Origin of the sequence: Cyclonatronum sp. (genome assembly GCF_022565315.1) — a bacterium.
Classification (GTDB): domain Bacteria; phylum Bacteroidota; class Rhodothermia; order Balneolales; family Cyclonatronaceae; genus Cyclonatronum.
Map to the genome: position 1 here is coordinate 1 of NZ_JAIUMX010000172.1, position 5,222 is coordinate 5,222.

Below are 5,222 nucleotides of genomic sequence, written 5' to 3' on the forward strand. Positions count from 1 at the left end.
CGTCGGGCGTTTTCGAACTCTTCATCCCGCAGGTAGAGATAGGTGAGAATCATGAGGGCATCGATGCTCACATGGGTGCCGGCATTGGCGGCTTCCTCAAGTTGTTCAAAGCCGGCTTCACGGTCGCCGGTGAGGCCGGCAAAGCTGGTAAGCCACCGCACTTCAGAGGGGATGGTGCCCATCATATAGTTAAAAACGCCGCGCCCCATCTGTGCGTTAGGGTCGTTGGAGTTGAGGGCGAGCAGCTGACGTGTGTAGCCAAAGCCGGTCATAGCGCTGCGGATTGCGGTGCGAAACTCGCGCTCAGAAGCTGCAACGAGGCTGCGGTACCCGTGCAGCCCGCTGAGCAGCAGCACGGTTGAGGTGTCATTGCGGGCCGTGCGCAGATGCCGCTCGGAAATATCGATGGCCCGCTCGGAGCGATGCAGAAAGCTTCGTGCGTCTTCCGGCTGCGAGCCCGCAAAGAAGTAGGCCCAGAACGGGATCATCGAGTCGTAAAAGTAAACCGTAGGCTCAGCGGGATGATCGGACTTCAGCTGGTTGAGTAAATCCTGAGCTGTTAGCCAGTCGCTGGCGTAAAAAGCGTGTATGGCGTTATGCAGGCGTTCATCAGCAAAAACGCCTGCGTTTTTGCCGTTTTCAGAAGCAGCAGATTCGGAAGCCATAAACAGCGAACAGCAAAGGGTGAACAGGCAAAAAAACAAAAATCGGGCGTGTGCCATGGAAAAAGTAAAACTCAGAATCAGTATAAGGGTAATAAAACCGTTGCATTGCGCACCATGAACGAACCAGGCCTGATTTTATTCGGATGCCGGATTCGGAAAAAATCAGATTTATGGCTTAGTCGTCGAAGCGGCCGTCGGCAAGTTTGCCTTCTGTACTTGCAACAGCTACGGCAACAGCGGCATCCCCGGTTATGTTCACAGCGGTGCGGCACATATCCAGAATACGGTCAACACCCAAAATGAGCGCGATGCCTTCAACGGGCACCTGTACGGAATTGAGCACAATTACGAGCATAATGATGCCTGCACCCGGCACGCCTGCCGCGCCAATGGAGGCAAGGGTGGCTGTAAGCACAATGGTGAGCTGCTGGGCGAGGCTGAGGTCCATCCCGACAGCCTGTGCGATGAAAACAGCCGCAACGGCCTGGTACAGGCTGGTACCATCCATATTAATAGTGGCGCCAACCGGCAGCACGAAGCTTGCGACTTCTTCCTCAACACCCAGGTTTTTCTCTACACGTTCCATGGTAACGGGCAGCGTTGCCGCGCTTGAGCTTGTGCTGAATCCCAGCAGGATGGCCGGGCGAATACCGCGCAGGAAATTGCGGAGTTTCATGGTGCTGAAGATCTTAAACAGCACAAAATAAACCAGGTGCATGTGCACAAGCAGGCCGATAATAACCGCAAGGGAGTACCAGCCAAGGGCTTTGAGCAGATTGAATGCCCGGCCAAGGTCGTCGCCCGCCAGGTCGATGATTACCGCGGAAAGCAGCGCGAATACCCCGTATGGTGCCAGCAGCATGATGTAATCCACAATTTTGATGATCACATCATTAAAACCGTCGAAAAAGCCGACCAGCTGTGCGCTTTTGTTCGGATCAATCTGTACCAGTGCGATACCCAGCAGAATGGCAATAAACACCACCTGAAGCATATTGGCATTGCTGCTCATCGAGCTGATCACATTTTGCGGCACAATATTTACGATGGGCTGAAGCGGGCCCCGTTGCATGGTTTGGGCCGCGGCCGCCTGCCGGTCGGTAACGTTCTCCTGATAACTTTCCAGCAGCTCCATGCGTGTTTCTTCGGGCAGGGCTTTGCCGGGCTGAATCAGGTTAACCGAAATCAGCCCTATGGTAATGGCGATAACGGTTGTTACCAGATAGATACCGATGGTTTTGCCGCCCATGCGCGAAAGCTTGGTGATGTCGTTGAGCTTGGTAACGCCAACAACCAATGAAGCAAGTACAAGGGGGATGGCAATTAGCTGCAGCAGGTTTACGAAAATGGTACCAAAAGGACGGATGAAATCAGAGGTGAACTGATTGAGACCGGCTTGTGTGGAAATGAGACCCCAGAGCAATCCCAGAATCAAACCGATAATAATCTGCCAGTGCAGCTTTTTATACCAGGGCATAGATCAAAATATTATAAAGAGTGAATGCAAGTAAGGCACTGCTGCCGGTTGCCATAAAGTTTACCAGGTGGTTACCCGGCTGAATCACAACCCCCAAAAAGCGAAGTTTCCGGCTTCCGTGCTGAAAGTAGGCCCCAAAATAGGAATCAAACAGGCAACCTGAAAACCCTGAAATAAATACAATTGCGGCAACCTGCAGGCCAAGCGCACTTTGGAACTGAAAACTCAGAAGCCCGAAAAGCAGGGCTGCGATAAACCCGCCCATGGTACCTTTAAAGCTGATACCCCCGTCAGTTCCTTTGGGTACTTTTTTGAAGGTGGTAATCAGATTCACTTTTTCGGCTTTGGCTGAACTTCCGATAACGGTTGCCCAGGTATCTGAAGTTGCAGTAGCCGCGGCTGCAGCTGCGGCTACCGCAAACGACCAGTAACCAGATATAAAAAAGACAACCAGACCGGAGATAAACCAGAAACTGTTGGCCCAGACCTGTTCAGCCGTGCGGCGCTCAACAAGCGGACGGTTGCCGTCTGCTGCCGGTTTGCTGAAAATAAAGCCGGCAATGTTACTGCTCACAAAAAAGAAGAGAAGGTAGGCGGTATATTCAACACCGCCAAGGCCAAGGGTAAGGGTGCCGATAAGCACGGCTGCGCGCATGCCGTCCAGGCTGAGCAGCCGCATCAGAAAGCTCAGATAACTGATCAGCCACGCAGCGGCAAAAGCAAGTAATATCAGCAGCTTGTCGAGAGGATTCGCTACAACAACAAAAACCAGAATAAGCAGCACATAGAAGCAGTAATTCAGAAGGTTTATGTTAAACCAGGCGAAGCTGCGTACTGCAGTGCCATTGGTAGCCTGAATGTGCATGCGGCAGACGGGATATTGGGTTCAGAGGTTAGTTCGGGGCTTGCTGCTCAGCCGGTTTTCTGATTATTCCCCATCCGAAAACAATAAAGCCTGCAACTACCAGAACCGGAGATATATACAGCGAGAAAAAGCCGCTGATTTCATTTTCCAGGGCCATAATGGCAAAACCGGCGAAGATAAGCCCGGCTGCAGCGGCCATCAGTTTATAATTTTCACTTCCGAAAACAGGGCTTTCAGTAACGGGTACGGAGCCGCTTCGTTTGGCTCTTCGGGGCTCTTTGCGGGGCATATGCAGGATTATTCTGTTAGGTAGATTGAAAGGTGAAATTTTTTCAGGCCGCTTCAACAGCAGTTGGAGAGAATTGTTGTGCCTAAGGCCTGAAGGTAATGATTTTTTTGGAGAGGGTATGATGAATTTGCGCCGGATCTGAGCTGTAAGCCTCTTTTTGAAAGGCTGGAATTATTGCGTAAATTCTAAGTTCTGTATCAGATTACAAATATTCACGGAAATAACGGTTCACTCTGAGCACACAATAACGGTTTATACGGGTTAAGGTGCTGTTTACGGGAAGCGCTTCCGGAATCAAAAAAGAGATTATTATATTGTAAAATACAGAACATGCAATTCCATATTGAACAGAATAACGATACCTTGAAGAATTCGAACCCCTGTTAAATTACAGTCGGACTGCTGAGAGTGTTCCAAGGACTATACTGTCAGTAAGGTCTTAATAAACCTATTCTATTTATCATATTTTAGCTGAATGAAAGTAATCAGGTTACTACTTGTCGTATTTACAGTATTGTTTTTTTATGAGTTATCGGCCGCGCAGCAAGTCTTCGAACGGCGCGCTGTAACGGTGAGTAACCTTGGTATCTCGTATTCAAACGTAGGTACAATGGGGCGGCCAAACGTCAGAAATCAGCCGGTTGGCCTGCCAAGTATGGAATTTCCGCGCGGTTCCGGTACCGAGCACCTTTTTGAAGCCGGAATCTGGCTGGGTGCCCGTGTTGACGGACAGACCCGGGTTTCAACTTCGTCGGTTACTAACGCCGCCGGATATAACGAGAACGTAGCAGGTTTTGAGTTTACCAACGACGGAACCCTGTTTGTGGAGCGTTCATCTCTCACAGACAGCCCGAATTTCAGCCCGTCGGCGGTGAGCCATCAGGATCTGATCGCTGAATTCTCCGACCGCCGCACGGTGCGAAACAACCGCCCCGTACCCGGTCATGAAAATCCCCTTTATGCAGATGTGAGATTTGAAACCTATAACTGGAATTTCGGATTTACCGAAGGAATTTCCATCATCCGGTACGACATCACCAATAATTCCAATATCTGGTCAACCAACCCCAATGGTGAGGTCTGGGAAGAAGTCTATTTCAGTATTTATTCCGACATGGTAGTGCGGAACGTGAACTCAACGGTAGAAACCGGCACCGATTTTTTTAATAAAGGGGGTTTGGGCTGGCTCGACGATCAGTATGCCCTGTATGTTTTTGACCGCGGTTCTTTTGATCAGCCGCGCATCAATACTTTTGCCGCATCCGTGATTTTGGGCTCAGAGTATCGCGGTGTGGAGTTTCATCCCCGCCGTGCAGAGCAGGTAGAGACCGCAGGCCTGCCCGTGCCGCACGTAAGCCCTGATTTCTGGCTGTTTGGCGCCGGTACCGGCGCTTTTGCCCGACCCGCCAATGATTTGGAGCGCTATGAGCGGCAGCAGACCATCTGGCCTATTGATCAGAACCGTGAAGCCCTCCGTAACGACGGTTTTTTCTCAAACGGAAATTATATTCAGCTCAACACTATTGGTCCGTTCCCTGAAGTGCAGCCGGGCGAGACAGTAAGTATTTATATCGCTTTTGTTACGGCTCTGATGCCTCCCGAATTCCAGAACCTGGTGCCCGGGCAAACTGCCAATGTTGACCAGCTCGATAACGAAGAAAGCCGCGCCTTGCTGGCCGAAAATATCGACTGGGCCTTCCGCCTGTTCGACGGGCAGGAAAACCCCGACGGCAGCCGTACCCGCTTCCTGGTTCCTGAGCCGCCGGATGTGCCCCGAATCCGTGTTGAGCTCGACGCCGGAACTGCAAGTATTTACTGGGATAACCGCGCCGAATTCTCCATTGATCCCGTTTCCGGGGAGGAAGATTTTGCCGGTTACCGCCTGTACCGCTCGCAGCTGGGCGATGACCTCCGCGGCACCATTTC

5 protein-coding genes are annotated in these 5,222 nt (G+C 51.2%); 1 reads left to right on the plus strand and 4 read right to left on the minus strand.

Annotated elements, in window-relative coordinates; translation table 11 throughout:
- The 4 genes from LAT75_RS15125 to LAT75_RS15140 form a co-directional block, all read right to left on the minus strand.
- The coding region (locus LAT75_RS15125; RefSeq protein WP_291483596.1) for a tetratricopeptide repeat protein at window positions 1-665 on the minus strand (665 nt) is incomplete at its 3' end.
- A gap of 175 nt (window positions 666-840) precedes the next feature.
- Window positions 841-2,142 carry a dicarboxylate/amino acid:cation symporter gene (locus LAT75_RS15130; RefSeq protein ID WP_291483599.1) on the minus strand — a complete coding sequence of 434 codons (1,302 nt, stop codon included), beginning with the start codon at window positions 2,140-2,142 and terminating at the stop codon, window positions 841-843.
- Entirely contained in the window at window positions 2,129-3,007 is an 879-nt protein-coding gene (locus LAT75_RS15135) for a DUF92 domain-containing protein (protein WP_291483600.1), read from the minus strand. The genes LAT75_RS15130 and LAT75_RS15135 overlap by 14 nt, the downstream gene beginning before the upstream one ends.
- 28 nt (window positions 3,008-3,035) lie before the next feature.
- Entirely contained in the window at window positions 3,036-3,296 is a 261-nt protein-coding gene (locus LAT75_RS15140) for a hypothetical protein (protein ID WP_291483602.1), read from the minus strand.
- Window positions 3,297-3,906: 610 nt separating this feature from the next.
- Here LAT75_RS15140 and LAT75_RS15145 point away from each other — a divergent pair.
- Window positions 3,907-5,222: hypothetical protein (locus LAT75_RS15145; RefSeq protein WP_291483604.1), on the plus strand; the 1,316-nt coding region annotated here is incomplete at its 3' end.

Bases quoted from the DNA above. Each gene is read 5' to 3' on its own strand.
- LAT75_RS15130 (WP_291483599.1), bottom strand. From the start codon at position 2,142: ATGCCCTGGTATAAAAAGCTGCACTGGCAGATTATTATCGGTTTGATT.
- LAT75_RS15135 (WP_291483600.1), bottom strand. From the start codon at position 3,007: ATGCACATTCAGGCTACCAATGGCACTGCAGTACGCAGCTTCGCCTGG.
- LAT75_RS15140 (WP_291483602.1), bottom strand. From the start codon at position 3,296: ATGCCCCGCAAAGAGCCCCGAAGAGCCAAACGAAGCGGCTCCGTACCC.